A 19686-nucleotide genomic window follows, 5' to 3' on the forward strand; every position below is an offset into this window, starting at 1 on the left:
GACACCCATGTTAAGCCGCACCGCCGATCACCTGTTCTGGATGGCGCGCTACACCGAGCGCGCCGAGAACACCGCCCGCATGTTGGACGTCAACGTGCAAACCTGCATGTTGCCGCAGTCCGACGAAGATAACGCCCAGGTCTGGCGCGCCCTGCTCGGTATTTCCGAGTTGGAACACCGCTTTGCCGAGCACTACGACGTCCTCGGCGCACGCGAAGTCATCGACTTCATGGTGCGTGATCCCGCCAATCCGTCGTCGGTGGTCTCGTGCCTGACCGAGGCGCGCGAAAACGCCCGCGCCGTGCGTGGCACGCTGACCACCGAGGTCTGGGAAACCCAGAACCAGACCTGGCTCGACATGCAGAAAATGCTTAAGAGCAATATGCTGGAGGACGATCCCAGCAAGTTTTTCGAATGGGTCAAGTACCGCTCGCACCTGTCGCGCGGCGTCACGCTGGGCACCATGTTGCGCGACGAGGCCGTGCATTTCATCCGCCTGGGCACCTTCCTGGAGCGGGCCGACAACACGGCGCGCATCCTCGACGTCAAGTTCCACAGCGGTACCGCCGCGCCGGCCGTGCGCGACGCCATGAACCAGCGCGATTTTTATTACTGGGGCGCGCTGCTGCGCTCCGTCTCGGGTTTCGAAATTTATCGCAAGGTGTACCGCGACGTGATCACCCCGGCGCGTATCGCCGAACTGCTGATGCTGCGTGCCGACATGCCGCGTTCGCTGCTGGCGTGCATGGACGAGGTGGTACACAACCTGGGCGAAGTGCGCAACGACGTGTCGGCCGATACCGAGCGCCTGGCCGGCCGCCTGCGCGCGGCGCTGCAGTTTTCCAAGATCGATGACATCCTCGAAGCTGGCCTGCACGACACCCTCACCCGCTTCCTGGCCGACATCAATCAGCTTGGCAATCGCGTCAGCCGCGATTTCCTGGTTCCCCTGGCGGCATGAACGAAAGGTAATCGATGCAACTGACCATACGGCACGAAACGCGCTATATCTATACGGCGCCGCTGGCCTACACCATCCAGCAACTGCACATGACGCCGCGCAAGGAACCGCAGCAGCAGGTGCATTCCTGGCACCTGAACGTGCCTGGTCATGTGCACGCTTACACCGACGCTTTTGGCAACCTGTCGCACATGATGACGATGGACACCCAGCACCGGGGGCTGGACATCGTCGCGTCCGGCATCGTCGAGACCACGGCCCCGCTCAAGGGCCGGGTGCCGAACGGCGATGCACTGTCGCCGCTGTTGTTTACCGCGCCGACCCGGCTGACCGAAGCCACGCCCGGCATTCTCGAGCTGGCCGCGTCGTGCCTGCCGGATGGCCGCGCGCAATCGCGCGACCTCATGAGTTTAGCCGAGCACATCTTTGGTGCAGTCAAGTATCAAAGCGGTGCAACGGCGGTCACGACCACCGCCAGCGACGCGCTGGCGCTGGGCCAGGGCGTGTGCCAGGATCACGCTCACCTTTTCCTGGCCTGCTGCCATGCGCATGGCATTCCGGCGCGCTATGTGTCCGGTTACATCGATCCGGAAGACAGCGACCACGCGGCCAGCCATGCCTGGGTGGACGCCTGGGTGGAAGACAAGGATTATCACGGCTGGATCAGCATCGACGTTACCCATGCGCGCCTGATGACCGATGCGTATTGTCGGCTGGCGATCGGCCGCGACTATGACGGCGCCGCGCCGATACGCGGCGTGCGGCGCGGCGGCGGCATTGAATCGATGGAGGTGACAGTCGATATTTCTACTCGCTAGTGTCCGTGAAAGGTTGCTCGGTGTAAAATTAAACTGTTTTCATTAATCAAGATCCAACATGACTTATTGTGTGGCCATGCGCCTCGATGCCGGCCTGGTGTTTTTATCGGATTCGCGGACCAACGCGGGTGTGGACCAGGTGGGTACTTTCCGCAAGATGAGCGTCTTCGACGTCCCCGGCGACCGCACCATGGTCATGATGACCGCTGGTAACCTGTCGATCTCGCAATCGATCCGGCAACTGGTGGCCGATTATGTCAGTGCCGATGGCCGCAGCATCTGGAATGTCACCAGCATGTTCGAAGCGGCGCGCCTGCTCGGCGATGTGGTGCGGCGGGTGCACGAGCGCGATGCCAAAGCGCTGGCCGAGTTCGGCATCGACTTCAATGTCAGCATCATCCTTGGCGGCCAGATCGGGGCCGAGCGCTGCCGCTTGTTCCAGATTTATTCTGCCGGAAACTTCATCGAATCGCACGATGAAAATACCTATTTCCAGATCGGCGAGGCCAAGTATGGCAAGCCGATCATCGACCGCGTGATCACGCCTGCCACCAGCCTCGACGATGCTGCCAAGTGCGCGCTGATTTCGATGGATTCCACCTTGCGCTCGAACGTGTCGGTCGGCTTGCCGCTCGATTTGCTCGTGTATGAGCAAGGCGCGCTGGCCATCACCCACTTCGTCACCATCGATCAGCGCAACCAGTACTTCCAGATGATCCGCAACACCTGGGGCGACCAGCTCAAGCAGGTGTTCGAGGGACTCGACAAGCCGGTATGGGACGCCGCGCCCGACACCCGCGACAATGTGCTGCATGCCAGCAGCGCGACCGCCAAGCCGATGCGAGTACCTGCGCCGGCCGGCTTGGTGGTTGCCGCCGCGCCCCGGGTACCGCTGCAAACCCTGGCGCAGCAGTTCAGCGACGGTCAGCAGTAAGCATTCCCATTAAATTGTAACAATGTGTGCACAACTGCCCGGTACGTCTCTGGCGGACCGGGGTATGATGTGCACTCAACCTCTGGAGTGACGTATGCCTGATACCCCCCGGTCACCTACCGACGACGACGTATTCTCGGTTACCACGCTGCTCAAATACATGGGCAATGATGACAAGGCGCTGGCCATCGTCACCAAGATCGTCCGCGATGCCTGCGCTCCGCGCCAGATGCCGCTCGACCAGGTCCGCGCTGCCATCGATGACGGCCGCCTGGTCGAAGCGGGCAAAATCTTCCACGGCCTGCGCGGCTCGGTGGGCAGCCTGGGCGCCAAGCGCCTGGTTGCCGCCTCGCTGGCGCTGGAACAGGCCCTGGCCGCGCGCGATACCGCTGGCATCCCTGCCCTGCTGGACACCGTCCACGCTGAATATAACGCCGTACTGGCAGCAGGCGATGCCTGGCTGGCGCAACTGTAACTTCCGCCTGAAGCCGGTTGACGGCTTTAACGAATGGTTACAATTGTTACCCAAGACCATCCTTGAAATCGTCAATGTTGAGAAATCTGCATGCTACTATCGCCATCGCTGATCACGGATGGCCGCCTCTTTTGCTGTGCAAGCCGTGCGACGTTGCAGTGCGCCCGATTGTAAGATCGGGACATCGAATGGCAAGCATTGAAGGGGATAATCGAGCATATGGATTTATTCAACAAGTCTGGAGTGCTGGTGGCGTCGGTACTGGTAATGGTCGGTACCGCGATCGGCTGGCAGGCGCAGGAAAGCCCGATACCCGCTCCGACCAAGATTGAAGCCATGGCCACGCGCATCGGCGACGCCGGCCACGTCGCCGCCGAGCGCAGGTTGCAAGAGTGGGCCGACCTCGGCTCCCCGGTGGCCCAGCGCGAACTGGCGCTGCGTTACCTCTCGGATCCCGATAAACGCGACGAAGCGATGGACTTGTTCCAGCGCGCGGCCAATGGCGGCGATGCCCGTGCCGCCGGCCTGGTAGGCCTGGTGCGTGCCGGCCCCGGGCACTTGCAGCGCTGATCGGTCGAGTCGCCTGGTCCGACCAATTGCCGCGCCGCCCCAGGGCCGCGCGGTTTTTTTATGCGCGCCGACCGTGGTCCAGTTGTTCGATATACCAGCGCAAGGCCTGGCGCAGGCCGCGCCGCAGGTCGTGGGTGGGTGCATAGCCGAGCAGTTCGGCGGCCTTGGTAATGTCGGCCTGCGAGTGGCGCACATCGCCGACGCGGAAATCGGCGTAGGCCGGCTGAAAGTCGCGCAGGTGGCCGTAGCGGTCCACCAGCAACTCCTGCAACAGCAGGTACAGCTCGTTGAGACTGGTGCGATGGCCGAGCGCCACGTTGTAGACCTGGTTGGCGGCGGCCGGCTGCTCGCCGAGCGCCGCCAGCAGGTTGGCTTGCACCACGTTGGCCACGTAGCAAAAATCACGGCTGCTGTCGCCGTCGCCATGGATAACGACCTGGCGCTGGCCGATCATGGCCGCAATCCATTGCGGAATGACGGCGGCATACGCGCCGCAAGGGTCCTGGCGCGGACCGAACACATTAAAGTACCGCAAGCCTATCGATTGCTGGCCATAGCTGCGCGCATACACTGCCGCGTACAGCTCGTTGACATGTTTGCTTACGGCATAAGGCGACAGTGCCCGGCCGATATGCGGCTCCTGCTTGGGCAATGCCGGGTGGTCGCCGTAGGTGGCGCTCGACGCCGCATACACCACGCGCCGTGCGCCCGCCAGCCGCGCGGCGTCGAGCACGTTGAGGAAACCGCCGACATTGATGTCGTTGGTGAGCAGCGGATCCTCGATCGAACGCGCCACCGAACCCAGCGCGGCCTGGTGCAGCACGAAGTCGGCCCGTTCGCAAACGCGGCGGCACACCACGGCGTCGCGAATATCGCCTTCGATCAGCTCGAAATTGCGCCAGATCGCAGGGCCGACCTGTTCGCGCACCTGCTCCAGATTGTGGCGATAGCCGGTGAGAAAGTTATCGAGCCCCACTACCCGCTGCCCCAGTTCCAGCAGCGCTTGCAACAGGTTGGAGCCGATGAAGCCGGCCGCGCCAGTCACCACCCAGCGGTACTGTTGCTGCGCCAGTTGTTCGCGCACGCGCTGGTAGGCGCCGGTGGCGGGCGCGCCGTTTTCGTAGGCGTTGTCGTAGTCATGCATCACAGCCTCCACACGGACAGGCCGCTGGCGCGCAGCGTTGCTTCGTCGAACTGCGACTTGAGGTCGATGAAGCAGCCGGCCGGGGCGATCTTGTCGCGCACCTGGGCCAGCGGGCGCTCGCACAGTTCGCGGTGGGCCACGGCGGAAATCAGCGCCTCCGCACACGGCAGTTCGTCCCAGCTCGACAGCTTGACGCCGTACTCGTGCATGGCTTCGGCGGCATCGGCCACCGGATCGTGCACATGCACTTGCAGGCCGTACGATTCGAGTTCGCGGATCATGTCGGCCACCTTGGAGTTGCGCAGGTCGGGGCAGTTTTCCTTGAAGGTCAGGCCCAGCACATTGACTCGGCAGCCCTTGAGCTTGAAGCCGGCCTGCACCATCTGCTTGACGGTCTTTTCCGCCACAAACTTGGCCATGCCGTCGTTGATGCGGCGCCCGGCCAGGATCACGTGCGGATGGTAGCCAAGCATTTCGGCCTTGTGCGTCAGGTAATAGGGATCGACGCCGATGCAGTGTCCGCCCACCAGGCCCGGGCGGAACGGCAGAAAATTCCACTTGGTGCCGGCGGCCTGCAAGACTTCCAGCGTGTCGATCTCGAGCCGGTCGAAGATGATGGCCAGTTCGTTCATCAACGCGATATTGAGGTCGCGCTGGGTGTTTTCAATGATCTTGGCCGCTTCGGCCACCTTGATGCTCGACGCCCGGTGCACACCGGCATCGACCACCTGCTCGTACAGTTGCGCCACGCGCTGCAGGGTGGCGTCGTCGTCGCCCGAGACCACCTTGCGGATCGAGGCCAGCGTGTGTTCCTTGTCGCCGGGGTTGATGCGTTCGGGCGAAAAGCCCACGTGAAAATCGCGCTGCCAGGTCAGGCCCGAGTGGTGTTCGAGCAGCGGGATGCAGATTTCCTCGGTAGCGCCCGGATACACGGTCGATTCGTAGACCACGATCGCGCCCGGTTTCATGTAGCGCCCCACCGACTCGCTGGCACCGACCAGCGCCGAAAAATCGGGGTTGTGGGCGCTGTCCACCGGCGTGGGCACGGCCACGATGATGACGTCGGCCTCGCCCAGGGCTGCCGGATCGCACCCCATTTCCAGCCAGCGCGACGCCTGGAATTGCGCGGCGGTGACTTCGCCGGCGGGGTCGATGCCCATCCGGTAACTGGCAACCTTGCGCTCCGATAAATCGACACCGATGGTGCGCCGGCTGGCGCCGAACGCCACCGCCAGCGACAACCCCACGTATCCCAATCCGACTACTGCGACCACTTCCATTTGGCACCTCGTCTGAAAAGCGTTGAATCCAGGCGGGTTTTCGACCCGGGTCTGGCCGATTCTACGGAGGGGTGCCGGCCCACCATTGAGGTGGCACAAACGGCCGTCCATTGCGGGAACCTCGAAACCTGCTGCGCGATGATCGCCACATCGGGCGCGATCTTGCGGGGCATCAACGAAGCGTGCGACCAAGCTCCTTACCCTAACAAGTCTTGTTCGCCAGGAGTGCGCCATGTCCAAGCTGTCTCCATTGTTTTGTACCCTGTTGATGCCCGTGCTGCTGGCCGGCTGCGGCGCCAGGTCCAGCCCCCAGCAACTGCTGGCCGAGGCGCGCCAGCTCGAGGCGCGCGGCGAAACCAGGTCGGCCATCATCAAGCTGAAAAACCTGGTCCGCGATGCGCCCAAAGACGCCGGCGCCAGGATGGCGCTGGGGCGCTTGTACCTGGACACGGGCGACATCCTGTCGGCGGAAAAGGAAATGCGGCGCGCGCTGGAATTGGGCATGGCGGCCACCGAGGTGATGCCGTGGCTGGGCAGATCGCTGTTGCTGCAAGGGCAGTTCGACCAGATGCTCAAACAGATCGCCGCCGATCCGCAGCAGCCGCGCTTGCTGGCCCTGCGCGGCCACGCCCTGCTGGGACTGCAACGCAACGACGAGGCGGCCAAGCTGTTCGCGCAGATCCTGGCGGACCATCCCGAGCATCCGGCGGCATTGATCGGGCAGGCGCGCATCGCCTTGCAGACGGCGGACCACGCGCTGGCGCTGTCCCTGGTCGAGCGGGCGCTGGCGCGTTTTCCCGATGACGTCGATGCCTGGCGCCTGAAAGGCGACCTGCTGCGCCTCAACAGCGACAACCCCGGCGCGCTGGCCGCGTATCGCCGTGCCCTGGTGTTGCATCCGGCGCTGGTGCAGGCGCACGTCGACATTGCCAGCTTGCACATCCAGTCCGGCCAGTTCGAGCAGGCGGGCAAGGAGCTGGCGATTGCCCGCAACGTCTCGCCCAACAGCCTGATGCTGATCTACACCCAGGCGCTGCTCGATTTCCGCCAGGGCAAGCTGCAATCGGCGCGCGAGCAATTGCAGCTGGTGCTGCGCGCCGCGCCCGAACACTTGCCCAGCCACTTGTTGATGGGCGTGGTGATGCGCGGCGTGGGTTCCTACCCACAGGCGGAACAACACCTGCGCAAATTCCTCGAAGCCCACCCTGGCCAGGCCTACGCCAGCAAATTGCTGGCCTCGGTGCTGATGCATGGCGGCGACGCCAAACAGGCAATGACGGTGATCGCGCCGCTGTTGCCAAACCACGAGAACGACGCCGAACTGCAAGCGCTGGCCGGCGAATTGTCGCTGCGGCTGCGGCGCTACGACCAGGCGGCCGCGCATTTCGAAAAAGCCAGTACACTGGCGCCGAACACCACCATGCTGCGCACGGCGCTGGCGATGAGCCACCTGGGCCAGGGCGACAGCGAGCGCGCCATCGCCCAGCTCGAAGAGGCGGTCAGCCTCGACGAAAAATCGTCGCGTACCGGCGTGTTGCTGGTGCTCGCGCAACTGCGCAGCAAGGACTACGACGGCGCGCTGTCCACGGTGCAGCGCATGGAAAAACAGCATGCCGACAATCCGATGGTGCAAAACCTCAAGGGCGGCGTGCTGTTGATGAAACGCAACCATGCCGGCGCGCGCTCCAGCTTCGAGCGGGCGCTGAAGGTTGATCCGCTGTTCCTGCCGGCGCACGACAACCTGACCCGGCTCGACCTGATCGACAAGCAGCCGGAACGGGCACGCAAGCGGCTGGAAAGCGCGCTGGCGCGCGATCCGCGCAACCTGGACTTGATGGTGTCGCTGACCAATCTCGCCCTTTCGATCGGGCAGCCGGCGCTGGCGCAGACCTGGCTCGAGCGCGCGGTACGCGAGTATCCCGACGATGTCGATGCCACCTTGCGGCTGGCGCGCTTCCTGGCGCGCGGCAATACCTTGCCGCGTGCCTTGTTATTGTTGGAAAAGCTGGCCGCCGTTCATCCTGCCAACCCGCAAGTGCTGGGCCAACTGGCGCAGTTGCAGGAGCGCAGCGGCAAGCCCGATGAGGCGCTCGACAACTGGGTGCGGCTGTCCATCGTGCAACCGAACGCGGCAGATGTACAACTGCGCATTGCCGATTTGCGCACGGTAAATGGCGACTTCGACGGCGCCCACAAGGCGCTTAACAAGGTGCTGGCGCCGGGCGCCCTGGCGGCCGGATCGCCGGCACGCGCCCAGGCGCAAGTGGCGCAAGTGCGACTGCTGATCCGGCAACGGGAATGGGAGCAGGCGCTGCAAGTGGTGCACGGCTTGCAGAAGGCACAGCCAGCCGATGCCTTCGGCTACCGGTTGGAGGCCGACATCCTGCTCGCTCGCAAGCAATTCCTGGCGGCCGCAAAGCTGTACCAAAAGGCGTTCGACATGCAGCCGGGGGCGCCGATGCTGATCCCGCTTTACAGCGCGCTGGTGCAGGCCGGTCAGCCCGACCAGGCCCGGCAACGCATGCGGCAATGGCTGGACAGTCACGGCGATGACCGCACCACGCGCCTGTATTATGCCAACAGCCTGCTGGCCGAGAAGGATTTCGTGGCCAGCATCGCGCAATTCGAGCACTTGCACCAGCACGCGCCCGGCCAGGTGCTCGTGCTCAACAACCTGGCCTGGTTGTACCAGCAAATCCAGGACAACCGCGCCTTGCCCACCGCCGAGCAGGCTTACGCCATTGCGCCGGATAACCCGGTAGTGCTCGACACCCTGGGCGCCATCCTGGCCGGGCAGGGCCAGTTGCCGCGCGCCATAGGCTACCTGAAACGCGCGGCACATTTGGCCCCGGACAACCCCGATATCCGCCGCCACCTGGAGGCCGCGCAGGCCAGGGCCGGCGTGCCTGGCCCGGTCGCCAGCCGCTGATCGCGCGTTTTTACAGTGCGCAGCGCGGGCGAACGGTTGTCCAGGTGGGCGATTGCCGGGCTGGCGATGGCGGCGCTGGCGGCGGCGCTCGCCGTGTATCCGCTGCGCGGACACTGGCTGGCGCCGCTGCTGCTGTGCTACGTGGCCCTGCTGTGCTGGCGTCCAGCGCTGTGGCTGTTCCTGCTGCCGGCGCTGCTGCCGGTCGTGGACCTGGCGCCGGTGACCGGCTGGTTCTTCCTCGAAGAAATCGATTTGCTGATGCTGGCCACCGTGGCGTGCTGTTACGGCCGCCTGCAATGCGAAAAGACCGCCCTGCCCGCCTGGGCGCCGTTGTTGCGCACCGGCGTGGCATTGATGGCGATTGCCTGCATGATCGGCTTGTTGCGCGGCCTGTGGCGCGGCTTGCAGCCGTGGTCCGGCTCTGGTGTCGACTTCGCAATGCTGGCTGATCCTAACGCTTTCAGCAATTATTTCAGCCCGTTCAATGCCGCGCGCATCGCCAAGGCGTGGTTGTGGACGCTGCTGTTGCTGCCGCTGCTACGCCGCACTGCGGGGCCACAGCTGGAACGCATGTCCAGCCACTTCGTGCCCGGCATGCTGGCCGGACTGCTGCTGGTGGCAAGCGCTGCAGTGCGGGAACGGGTGCTGTTTCCCGGCTTGCTCAATTTGTCCACCGATTACCGCATCACCGCGCCGTTTTCCGCCATGCACACCGGCGGCGCGGCGCTCGATGGCTACCTGGCGCTATGTGCGCCGCTGGTGGCGCTCTGGTTGCACCAGGCCCGGCACTGGTGGCAGGCGCTGGCGGGCCTGGCGCTGCTCGGTCTGGCCTTGTACGCGGGCCTGGCGACGTTTTCGCGCGGCTTGTATGCGGCGTATGCGGTATCGCTGCTGGTGGTGGCTGCCGGTTGGTGGCGGGCGTCGGCACCGGCGACAGACAAGACCCGCAGGCTTACGGCTGCGCTTGCGGTTTTGCTGGTGACGGCGGCGGCCCTGGCCTTTCACGACGGCTATTACGTCGAGCGACGCTTTGCCACCACCGCCATCGACTTCGACCACCGCCGTCAGCACTGGCGCGATGTGCTGGGCATGATGGATGACGATGGCGCGACCTCGGCGCTGGGCATGGGACTCGGTACATTTCCAGCGACCTATTACTGGCGTAATCCCGGGCAGGAACTCCCGCCAGGCTACCGGTACGTCAAACAGGCGGACGATGGGCTTCCCGGCGAGGCGACTGGCCAAAGTCAGTCTTACGGCAACGACATCGACGAAGGTTGCTCAAAAAGTGGGCGTATCCTCAAAGAGCGTTCTCTCGAAGGCCAGCTTCACAGCAACCGCCTCGACGGTAGCGGCTGCTGCGGTGGCCGCTACCACTGCGATCGCTTTTACGGCGGCCAACCTGATGACAGCCGACTCCACAGCAGCCGCTTCCTGCGGCTCTCCGCCGGCCGGTACGCGGCGGGCTACGGCGAGCTGCTGCGGATCTGGCAAACCGTGCCGCTCATCGCCGGGCGCGAGTACCACCTGTCAGTGGACGTGCGCACCGCGTCACCGATGGCGTTCCTGCACCTGCGCCTGTGCGAACGGCAATTGCTGTATCCGATCCATTGCATCGCCGTGCCAATGCAGCGGCTGGCCACCGGCCCGGACTGGCAGCGCCTGGCCATGAATTTCAACGCCGGCAAGCTGGGCAGCCGCGCGGCGCCGGTGCGGCTGGAGCTGGCCGTGGAGGGGCAAAACGCGGTGGTCGAGGTGACCAGCGCCAGCTTGCGCCTGCTGCCGGATGACCGCGAACTGCTGCGCAATGGCGACTTTAGCCAGACCAACGACTACTGGTTCTTTTCCAGCGACCGCCACCACCTGCCCTGGCACATCAAGAATCTCGCGCTCAACCTGTATTTCGAGATGGGCTGGACAGGGCTGCTGGCCGCCCTGTTGCTGGTATTTGGCGCCGGCGCCCAACTGCTGGTTCGCGCTTTCGAACAGCGCGAGTTTGCGGCAGCGGCCTGGCTGGCAGCGCTGGCCGGCTTCCAGGTCGTGGGCCTGTTCGACAGCCTGGTCGATGTGCCGCGCATCGCCTTGCTGTCCATGCTGGTGCTGGGCGCGGCGTCGTTGCAGCCGCGTCAGGTCTTGCCTTCGATCAGACGGCCGGTAATGCCGGGCTCGTCCCAGCGCGGGAAAAAATAGGGGTAGAACGAGCGCTCGGATGCCTCGTGCTTTTCCATCTGGCCGCCGAATTTGCGGATTTGCTCGCCCATGTATTCGAGTTCGAGCCGCAGTAACACAGCCGGAGCGCCCACCCGGGTGCATTCGCGCTGGCCACCAAAATTGCGAAAACCGAGCATGCGCTTGTAAAACATAACGTGGCGCGGATTAACCTCGATCACGTAATCGGTATAACCGTGAATATTGCGTGCATAGATGTAGGAAATGTGGATCAGCGCCGCGAACACGCGCTTGGAGACGCCTTTGTCGATGGCCAGCCGCGACGGCTCGCACAGGCGCCGGTGCTCGCCGCGCAGCTCGTCAAGCTTGTCGCGGTAGTTTTCGTCGGCAGGCAAGCCCATCTCGGTGCTGTCGAGGCACAAGGACATGGTGCCCACGGTTTCGCCGCCGGTTTCGGCAAATAGCGTGATCTTGTTGGGCGATGGCGTAGTGCCGGGTTCCACCGCGTAACCGCGCCAGCCATACATTTTTTTCAGCAGCAAGCTGGCGGCTTCGCGCCGCCCTTCCGAGTTGGCCATGCGAATATGAAATATTTGCTGGTCCAGCTGGTGGTCGAGCAGGGCTTCGCCCTTGCCTTCTCCCACCACCAGGTCGCGCAGGTCCATTCCAGCTTCAAAAGAAATGATAGCGTCGTCATCGTGCACTTTGGGCTCCAGTCTGGTCTACCGGCCAGCACCGGCAGGGGCGCTGGGCTCATGCATGGTTCAGACAGAGCTACTTTCAAATAAGTTCCCTCAAATAAAAAAAATATTGTGGGAACTTTTTCAGAACCAGCCTTCGGGGATCACTAATATGTCGCCCGGCAACAGCATGACATTGGCTGAAATGTCGCCGTTGCGCAGCAAATCGTGCAGGCGTACTGGCAGCGCCAGCCGCTGTCCATCGACAGTGCGGATGATGTTGGCTTTGTTACCCGCCGCAAAATCGGTGATGCCGCCGACCGCGATCAGCACGTCCATCAGCGACATGCCTTGCCGATAGGCCAACGCTTGCGGCCGCGCAGCCTGGCCGATCACCCGGATCTGCTGGGCGTAGGGGCCGACGAAGCTGGTGACGATCACCGTCACCAGTGGTTGCTGGATGTATTTTTCCAGCGATTTTTCAATGTCGCGCGCCAGTTGGGTGGAAGTTTTGCCGGCGGCCTGCAAGTCTTCCACCAGCGGCGTGGTGATCTTGCCGTCCGGCCGCACCGGCACGCTTAGCGACACTTCAGGGTTGCGCCAGACGTTGATATTGAGCACGTCGCCGGCGCCGATCAGGTAATCGACCGGGGCGGCGGGTGCTTCCGGTTCCACCAGCGATGGCGCATTGGCGCAGCCGGCCAGGGCCGCCAACAATATGAATACTCCCGCAACCTTCAAATAGCCCAGCATGATCGCCCCCGTGTCGATGTCCGGCTTCCATGATTGAGAATTCAGGCGAACTCTGCTTGATGTGCCTCAAGCGCGATGGACTTAGGAAAAATCACTGGAAACCGGCCCCTATAATCGAATTCCCTGTCCGCAGCCACTGGAGAATCCGATCATGGAGGAGTTGATTACCCAGCTCGTCTCCAGTCTCAAAGGGATCTGGAAGTACCGCTGGGCCGCGATGTCGGTGATGTGGCTGGTCGCCGTACTGGGCTGGACCAAGGTGGCCCTGTTGCCCGACGATTACCAGACCACGGCGCGCGTATTTGTCGATACCCAGAGCATCCTGAAACCATTGCTGGCCGGCATGACCAGCGTGCCCAACGTGGAACAGCAAGTGTCGATCATGAGCCGCACCCTGCTCAGCCGGCCCAATGTGGAACGGGTGATGCGCATGGTCGATCTCGACGTCAATGCCCGCACGCCCAGGGAACAGCAGCGCCAGCTGGATGAACTGATGGGCAAGATTCGCATCGGCGGCACCGCCAACTACGACATTTATACGATTACCTACAGCAATTCCAATCCGCGCCTGGTACGCGACGTGGTGCAGTCGCTGCTGACCATTTTTGTCGAGGGCAGCCTCAAGGGTAAAACCAGCGAAACCCGCAAGGCCGTGCAATTCATCGACGACCAGATCAAGGCGTACGAAGACAAACTGGTGGCGGCGGAAAATTCGGTGATGGAATTTCGCCGCAGGCACACCGGCCTGCTGCCGCGCGGCGGCGCTGATTTCAGCAGCCAGCTGCAGCAAGCTGCGGACCAGTTGAGCGCCGCCCGGCTCGAACTGGTGGAGGCACAACAGGCGCGTAATGCCATCGCCGGCCAGATCAGCGGCGACGAGCCCATCCTGTCGGTCGATCCCCATCCGGCCAGCATCGACAATCCCGAGCTCGATGGCCGGATCGCCGCGCTCAACAAGAATCTCGATGCGATGCTGCTGCAATTTACGGAGCTGCACCCGGACATCGTCGCTGCCCGCCGCCTGGTGGCGCAACTGGAGGCGCGCAAGGTTGAGGAAAGCAAGCTGCGTGCTGCCAGCGATCCCGGCCGCAATTACAGCCCGATGTTGCAGCAGCTCAAGGTGGCGCAGACCGAGGCCGAGGCCCGGGTGGCCGCTATCGGCGCCCGCGTGCAAGAGTACGAAGCGCGTCACCAGCGCCTGCTGGCCCAGGTGCACGCAGTGCCGGAGGTGGAATCGCAACTGGCCCAGCTCAACCGCGATTACCTGATCAACAAGGAAAACTACGAAAAACTGATCGGCCGGCGCGAAGCGGCCAAGCTGTCGGGCGATCTCAGCTCCACTACCGACATGATGACCTTCAAGATCATCGACCCACCCACGGTGCCGCTGACACCCAACGGCCCCAACCGGCCTTTGCTGTCCACCCTGGTGCTCGGCGGTGCTTTGCTGACTGGAATCGCCGCAGCGTTGCTGATCAGCCAGGTGCGCCCGACTTTCCTCACGCCCGGCGAGCTACGTGCGCGCACCGGTTTGTCCGTGCTGGGTACGGTGTCGATGAACTGGACCGAGCGCGAGAAAATCAAACGCAAGCGCGCCAATGTTGCGTTCGGTGCGGCGCTGGCCAGCGTGTTGGTGGCCTATGGTGCGGTACTGGCCGGCACCGCGCTGCGCTAGGAGGCCGCCATGGAACTGAGCAATTCACGGCAAGTGACACTGGACCTGGAACGGCTCGCCGGGCTGGGCCTGGTCACCCAGGAGGGTGGCCGCACTGCAGTGGCCGAGGATTTTCGCGCCATCAAACGCCCGCTGCTGCGCACCGCGCGGGCCGCAACCATCGCCAACAGCAACCTGATCGTGGTCACCAGCGCCCTCCCCAGCGAAGGCAAAACATATTGTGCCGTCAACCTGGCCATGAGCATCGCCATGGAAATGGACAGCACGGTGTTGCTGGTCGATGCCGATGTGGCCCGTCCTTCCGTGCTCAAGGTGCTTGGCTTGCCGCCAGGGCCTGGCCTGATGGATGTGTTACTGGGTGAACAGGCGGACTTGTCGGACGTGATCCTCAAGACCAATATCCGCACCCTGAGCGTGGTGCCGGCCGGCCGTGCCGACAAGCACGCCACCGAATTGCTGGCCAGCCGCAGCATGAGCCGCCTGCTGGCCGATATTGCCGGGCGCTATGCGGACCGCATCGTCATCTTCGATTCACCGCCATTGCTGCTCACCACGGAAGCCAGCGTGCTGGCCGCCCACATGGGGCAAGTGGTGATGGTGGTCGAAGCCGAACACACCACCCAACATGCGGTGAAGGAAGCATTGCAGCGTATTCAGCATTGCCCGAACGTCAACCTGATCTATAACAAGAGCCGCGCTACCGCCGATGCCAAATACTATGGCTACTATGATTAGACTCTCGGCGGTCGTGCTGGGTCTGCCGTTGGTGCCATCGCTGGCCCACGCTGTCGACTGGACCGTGACGCCCACCGTGCGCCTGCGCGAGAGCTATACCGACAATGTCAACCTGGCGCCGGCCGAACTGGCCCAGTCCGAGCTGAGCACGGAAATCGCGCCCGGTATCGCCATTACCGCCAACGCCGGCCAGCGCTTGCAGCTGGCGCTGTCGTATGGGCTGCACAAGGTCATCTACCAGCGCCGCGCGGACCGTATCAACCATCAGCTCGATGCCAGCGGCCATGCGCAAGTGCTGCCGGACTGGCTGTACTTCGATGCCCGCGCCAGCATCAACCGGCAAAACATCTCCGGCTTCGGCCCGCGCCTGGTGGATCCGGCGCAGGTAACCACCAACAGCGATACCGTGCATGCCCACAGCGCCAGCCCCTATCTGCACCACTATTTTCGCGGCCTGGCCACGGCCACGCTGCGCTACGACATGCAGCGCGTGGCCAGCGGCAGGCTGCTGAGCGTGCGCAGCGACGCGGCCCGGCTGCAACTGGTGGGCGACAACGGCGGGCGTGGCTGGAACTGGGAGCTCAATCTAGACCGCCAGCATATCGACGACAGCGCGCTGGCGCCGGTCACCATGACCAATGCGGCCCTCACGCTCAGCTACCCGCTCAAGCCCGAACTGGGCGTGTTTACCACTGGCGGGCGCGAAAAGAAGGATTACCACGCCAGCAGCAGCCAGCCCGAAGGCCAGTACTGGTCGGCGGGCGCCAACTGGACGCCGTCGCCGCGCACCCGGGTGTCGGCCAGTTATGGCAGGCGCTACTTCGGCAAGACCTACAAGCTCGACGCCGCCTACCGCATGCGCAGCATGTTGTGGACGCTGAACTACGACGAAGACATCACCACCATGCATGCGCAGTTCTTCCGCGTGTCGCCCGCCGGCCTCGGCGATTTTCTGTACCAGCTGTGGGAAACCAAGATCCCCGATCCGCAAAAGCGCGTGCAAAGCGTCAAGGCCTTCCTCCTGATTTCGCAACTGCTGGGCAGTGACGGCAATGTCAATTTCTTCAGTCATCGTTACTACCTGCAAAAATCGTTGCGGCTGGCGTCCGTGTACAGCGGCACCCGTGGTGCGCTGGCGTTCAATGCGTCGCGCCTGGACCGCACGGCGCAGACCAGCAGCGCGGTGGACAGCATCCTCACCGGGCCGGATCAATTGACGCTCGAGGACCGCACCCGCCAGAGCGCTTTCCAGGCCGGCTGGAACTGGCAACTGTCGGCGCGCGCCGGTGTCACCGTGGGCGCCAGCCACAGCCGGGCCAAGTCATTGACATCGCGGCGCCAGGACCGCAACAGCGTGGTCTCGGTGCAGTGGTCGCACCGGCTGCGCAGCGGCATCGACCTCGATGTCAACCTGCGCCACAGCCGCCATGCCAGCAATGCCGGCGGTAGTTACCGCGAGAACGGCCTGGGCGCCGGCTTGACGGTGGCCTTTTGAACCTCACCCTATGACGGAGTCGCTCATGCCATCCCAGCCGCCCAGCAAACCGGTCATCGTCTGTGTCGTTGCCGCCCGGCCCAATCTGATGAAAATGGCGCCGATCCTGCGCGCGTTCGCCAAACCGGACTTCGCCGCGCGGCCGGTGCTGGTCCACACGGGCCAGCACTACGACGCCGACATGGACAGCGATTTTTTCACGGCGCTCGACATCGCCGCGCCCGACTTCCGGCTCGAGGTGGGCTCGGCCAGCCACGCATGGCAGACTGCCGAAGTGATGCGCCGCTTCGAGCCGGTGCTGGACCAAACCCAACCTGCCGCAGTGCTGGTGGTGGGCGATGTCAATTCCACGCTGGCCTGCGCGCTGACCGCCGCCAAGAAGAACATCCCGGTGTTCCACGTCGAGGCGGGCTTGCGCAGCCACGACCGCGCCATGCCCGAGGAAATCAACCGCGTACTCACCGACCAGGTGGCCGAACTGCTGTTTACCAGCGAGGCGAGCGGCACCAGCAACCTGCTGCGCGAAGGGATAGGCGCCGGCCGCATCCACTTCGTCGGCAACGTCATGATCGACACCCTGCGTCTGCGCCTGTCTTCTGCGCCGTCCGTGGCGCAAGTGCTGCGCGACGCCAATCTGGCCGGTTTCATCGCCGACGGCGCCCCGTATGCGCTACTGACCCTGCACCGGCCGTCGAACGTGGACGAGCCACAGCGTCTGCGTTCACTGCTGGGCACCGTGGCCCGCCTCAGCGCGGACGTGCCGGTGCTGTTCCCGCTCCACCCGCGCACCCGCGCTATGATCCACCAGCACGACCTGTCCGACCTGCTCGATGCGCCCGGGCTGGCCTGCATGCAGCCGCAACCCTACCTGGCGATGCTGGCCATGATGCAGGCGGCGCGCATGGTGCTCACCGATTCGGGCGGAGTGCAGGAGGAAACCACGGCGCTGGGCGTGCCATGCCTGACCCTGCGCGAGAACACCGAGCGGCCGATCACGGTCACCGAGGGCAGCAATGCCATCGCCGGGCGCGATCCGGCCGTGATCCTGGCGCTCTCGCGCGACATCCTGCGCTTCGGCGGCAAGGCCGGCCGGGTGCCGCAGTACTGGGACGGCCATGCAGCCGACCGCATTGCCGCTGCCGTCAACACGTGGTTCGCGCAACGGCGCCGGAGGCGGCCATGACCAGCACGAATGACATGCTGCGCAATGCCATGACCATCGACGTCGAAGACTATTTCCAGGTCTCCGCCTTCGACAGCCATATCGCCCGCGCCGACTGGGACAAGTGGCCGTCGCGCGTGGAGCGCAATGTCGAGCGCATCCTGGAGCTGCTCGACCGCCACCACGTGCTGGCGACGTTTTTCACGCTGGGCTGGATCGCCGAACGCCACCCGGCCCTGGTGCGACAGGTAGCGGCGGCCGGCCACGAAATCGCCAGCCACGGCTACGGCCACCAGCGCGTCACGCATTTGACGCAGCAGGCATTCGTCCACGATGTCGTCCGCAGCAAGCGGCTGCTGGAAGACCTGTGCGGCCAAGCGGTCCTCGGGTATCGCGCGCCGAGCTTTTCCATCGCCGCCGACAACCTGTGGGCGCTGGAAAGCCTGCACCAGGCCGGCTACCGCTACAGTTCCAGCATCTACCCGATCCGCCATGACCACTACGGCATGCCCGACAGCCCGCGCTTCGCCTGGCGTCCATGGGGCAAAGCCGGGGTGCTGGAACTGCCGATCAGTACCGTGCGGCTGTGCGGACGCCAGTGGCCGGCCGGCGGCGGCGGTTACTTCAGACTGCTGCCGTACGCCGCCTCGCGGTGGGCATTGCGTCAAGTCAACTTCCGCGACGGACAAGCTGGCATATTCTACTTTCACCCGTGGGAGCTCGATCCCGGCCAGCCTCGACCGGCCGGACTGGGCGCCAGGACCCGTTTTCGCCACTACCTGAACCTGCACCGGACCGCAGTGCGCCTCGAGCGCCTGCTGCACGACTTCCGCTGGGGCCGCATCGACGACATCTTTCTGGGACCCGTATGACGCCGCCCCCGCTCACCGTGACCCTGATGGATGCCGCCAGCCGGCAGCGCTGGGACGATTTCGTCTTCAGCCATCCCGAGGCGACGTTCTTCCACCGCGCCGGCTGGCAGGACGTGATCGAGCAGCACTTCGGCCACCGCACCTGGTTCCTGGCTGCCGAGTCGAACGGCCAAATCCGTGCGATCCTGCCGCTGGCGCAAGTGAAAAGCCGGCTGTTCGGCCATACCTTGGTATCGCTGCCATTTTGCGTGTATGGCGGCATCGTCGCGCGCGATGCGGAAGCGGCCGAAGCGCTCGACCGCGAAGCGCAGGCGCTGGCGATCCGCCTGGGCGTCGATCACCTCGAATATCGGCAACTGCAAGCGCGCCACCCGGAATGGCACACGCGCAGCGTGTATGCCACCTTCCGCCGACCGCTGCTGGCCACGCCCGAAGAAAACCTGCTGGCGATCCCGCGCAAGCAGCGCGCAATGATCCGCAAAGGGATCGCGGGCGGATTGCGCAGCCATGTCGATCACGATACCGACCGGCTATTCCGGTGCTACGCGGCCAGCGTGCACCGCCTGGGCACCCCGGTCTTCAGCCGCCGCTATTTTGCTTTTCTTGCCGAGACCTTCAGCGATGCGTGCGAAGTGCTCAGCATCGAGCATGGCGGCAAGGCGGTGAGCGCGGTGCTCAGTTTCCGCTTTCGCGACCAGATCCTGCCATATTATGGCGGCGGCGACCTGCAAGCGCGCCAACTGGCCGCCAACGACTTCATGTACTGGGAAGTGATGCGGCGCGCCTGCGAAGCGGGTTGCACCGTGTTCGACTTCGGCCGCAGCAAGATCGGCACGGGATCGTTCGCCTTCAAGAAGAACTGGGGGTTCGAACCGCAACTGCTGCACTACGAGTGCCAGATGGTGGGCGCCGCCGCGCCGCGCGACAACCAGCCGCTCAACCCGCGCTTTGCGCTATTCATCCGCGCCTGGAAGCTGCTGCCGCGCGGCGTGGCGAATGCGCTCGGCCCCCACCTCGTGCGCCAGCTCGGATAA

Annotated in this window: 17 protein-coding genes; 13 read left to right on the top strand and 4 right to left on the bottom strand. The window is 64.2% G+C overall.

All coding sequences use genetic code 11. The features are described 5' to 3' along the window. The first annotated feature begins 7 nt into the window (after window positions 1–7). From F8197_RS04820 to F8197_RS04840, 5 genes are all read left to right on the top strand, one after another. The gene (locus F8197_RS04820; protein ID WP_152880381.1) at window positions 8–961 is read left to right on the top strand and encodes an alpha-E domain-containing protein; all 954 of its coding nucleotides are present in this window, start codon (window positions 8–10) and stop codon (window positions 959–961) included. Window positions 962–975: 14 nt separating this feature from the next. Further along, complete coding sequence (locus F8197_RS04825) at window positions 976–1779, top strand: transglutaminase family protein (RefSeq protein WP_152880383.1); 804 nt, start codon at window positions 976–978, stop codon at window positions 1777–1779. Between the two features lie 58 nt (window positions 1780–1837). Next, window positions 1838–2713 (top strand): proteasome-type protease, encoded by an 876-nt coding sequence (locus F8197_RS04830; protein ID WP_152880385.1) that lies wholly within the window; start codon window positions 1838–1840, stop codon window positions 2711–2713. Between the two features lie 94 nt (window positions 2714–2807). Next, window positions 2808–3188: an Hpt domain-containing protein gene (locus tag F8197_RS04835; protein ID WP_152880387.1), complete on the top strand. Its 381-nt coding sequence runs from the start codon at window positions 2808–2810 to the stop codon at window positions 3186–3188. Window positions 3189–3407: 219 nt separating this feature from the next. Then, complete coding sequence (locus F8197_RS04840) at window positions 3408–3758, top strand: hypothetical protein (RefSeq protein WP_152880389.1); 351 nt, start codon at window positions 3408–3410, stop codon at window positions 3756–3758. A gap of 58 nt (window positions 3759–3816) precedes the next feature. On the opposite strand, the gene F8197_RS04845 is transcribed toward F8197_RS04840, so the two are convergent. Both F8197_RS04845 and F8197_RS04850 read right to left on the bottom strand, forming a co-directional pair. Next, a complete protein-coding gene (locus F8197_RS04845; protein ID WP_152880391.1) occupies window positions 3817–4902 on the bottom strand; it encodes an SDR family oxidoreductase in 1086 nt (361 codons plus the stop codon). Continuing rightward, a complete protein-coding gene (locus tag F8197_RS04850) occupies window positions 4902–6182 on the bottom strand; it encodes a nucleotide sugar dehydrogenase (protein ID WP_152880393.1) in 1281 nt (426 codons plus the stop codon). Before F8197_RS04850 ends, F8197_RS04845 begins: the two co-directional genes overlap by 1 nt. A gap of 232 nt (window positions 6183–6414) precedes the next feature. On the opposite strand from F8197_RS04850, the gene prsT reads away from it, so the two are divergent. Further along, on the top strand, window positions 6415–9111 hold the full coding sequence (prsT, locus tag F8197_RS04855) for an XrtA/PEP-CTERM system TPR-repeat protein PrsT (protein WP_152880395.1): 2697 nt from the start codon (window positions 6415–6417) through the stop codon (window positions 9109–9111). A 36-nt stretch (window positions 9112–9147) separates the two neighbouring features. Beyond that, a complete protein-coding gene (locus F8197_RS04860) occupies window positions 9148–11301 on the top strand; it encodes an O-antigen ligase (RefSeq protein WP_152880397.1) in 2154 nt (717 codons plus the stop codon). Here the strand turns inward: F8197_RS04860 and F8197_RS04865 are convergent. Next, the gene (locus F8197_RS04865) at window positions 11238–11945 is read right to left on the bottom strand and encodes a long-chain N-acyl amino acid synthase (protein ID WP_152880399.1); all 708 of its coding nucleotides are present in this window, start codon (window positions 11943–11945) and stop codon (window positions 11238–11240) included. The two genes, F8197_RS04860 and F8197_RS04865, sit on opposite strands and share 64 nt — an antisense overlap. 159 nt (window positions 11946–12104) lie before the next feature. Further along, window positions 12105–12713 carry an XrtA/PEP-CTERM system exopolysaccharide export protein gene (locus F8197_RS04870; protein WP_152880401.1) on the bottom strand — a complete coding sequence of 203 codons (609 nt, stop codon included), beginning with the start codon at window positions 12711–12713 and terminating at the stop codon, window positions 12105–12107. A 151-nt stretch (window positions 12714–12864) separates the two neighbouring features. Here F8197_RS04870 and F8197_RS04875 point away from each other — a divergent pair, with 151 nt between their 5' ends. The 6 genes from F8197_RS04875 to F8197_RS04900 are packed head-to-tail and all read left to right on the top strand — an operon-like array spanning window position 12865 to window position 19686. After that, window positions 12865–14388, top strand: a complete 1524-nt coding sequence (locus F8197_RS04875) for an XrtA system polysaccharide chain length determinant (protein WP_152880403.1) — start codon at window positions 12865–12867, stop codon at window positions 14386–14388. Between the two features lie 9 nt (window positions 14389–14397). Further along, on the top strand, window positions 14398–15123 hold the full coding sequence (locus tag F8197_RS04880; RefSeq protein ID WP_152880405.1) for an XrtA-associated tyrosine autokinase: 726 nt from the start codon (window positions 14398–14400) through the stop codon (window positions 15121–15123). Then, complete coding sequence (locus F8197_RS04885; RefSeq protein ID WP_227012068.1) at window positions 15107–16618, top strand: TIGR03016 family PEP-CTERM system-associated outer membrane protein; 1512 nt, start codon at window positions 15107–15109, stop codon at window positions 16616–16618. Before F8197_RS04880 ends, F8197_RS04885 begins: the two co-directional genes overlap by 17 nt. A 25-nt stretch (window positions 16619–16643) precedes the next feature. After that, window positions 16644–17801, top strand: coding sequence for a non-hydrolyzing UDP-N-acetylglucosamine 2-epimerase (gene wecB / locus F8197_RS04890; protein WP_152880408.1), 1158 nt, complete (start codon window positions 16644–16646; stop codon window positions 17799–17801). Beyond that, window positions 17798–18652 (top strand): XrtA system polysaccharide deacetylase, encoded by an 855-nt coding sequence (locus F8197_RS04895; protein ID WP_152880410.1) that lies wholly within the window; start codon window positions 17798–17800, stop codon window positions 18650–18652. The genes wecB and F8197_RS04895 overlap by 4 nt, the downstream gene beginning before the upstream one ends. Continuing rightward, window positions 18649–19686 (top strand): FemAB family XrtA/PEP-CTERM system-associated protein, encoded by a 1038-nt coding sequence (locus F8197_RS04900; RefSeq protein ID WP_152880412.1) that lies wholly within the window; start codon window positions 18649–18651, stop codon window positions 19684–19686. The genes F8197_RS04895 and F8197_RS04900 overlap by 4 nt, the downstream gene beginning before the upstream one ends.

The organism is Duganella sp. FT27W, from assembly GCF_009295655.1.
Classification (GTDB): domain Bacteria; phylum Pseudomonadota; class Gammaproteobacteria; order Burkholderiales; family Burkholderiaceae_D; genus Rugamonas; species Rugamonas zoogloeoides.